Here is a 589-nt window from a genome sequence, read left to right on the forward strand (position 1 = left end):
AAGACCAATCAACACTCGGTGCGCACTGCGACGCGAAAGGTAAAGTGTGGAGTGTATTCCGCTTGTTCCATCATGGTGATGGCTACGGCATGATCCAGCCGAAATCTGCGATTGAAATCGAACTGAAGGAAATAAAAAAATACGCCGTATTTTCCAAAGTCACGATTGAAGAATCTAACGATGTGATTCTTGGCGTTGCAGGTGTCAACGCCGATGCGTTTGTGTCTGCTTTAAATGAAGATGCCGGTGATGTACGCATCATCAATGGCGGCACTGCGGTAAAAGTAGAGGCGAACCGTTGGTTACTTGTTGTGACAGAAGAAGCGGCGCAAGCACTGATCGAAAACAGCGATGCTACGCTGACAACACGCGAGCTTTGGACTCGGTTCGACATTGAATCAGCACTGCCATTCGTTTCTGCCACAGCGCAAAACGAGCACATTCCACAAGCCTTGAACATTCAAGCCCTAGGTGGCATTAGCTTCACTAAAGGCTGTTACACAGGCCAAGAAACCGTAGCTCGAGCGAAATACCGCGGCACAAACAAGCGCGCTATGTACATCGTGAAAGGCGTAACGTCGACCGCGTT

The 589-nt window shown here is 49.2% G+C and carries 1 pseudogene; it reads left to right on the top strand.

The features are described 5' to 3' along the window. Window positions 1-589: pseudogene (locus tag R8O11_RS29595) on the top strand (folate-binding Fe/S cluster repair protein); the annotation flags it as partial.

The organism is Vibrio sp. 1288 (assembly GCF_033344475.1).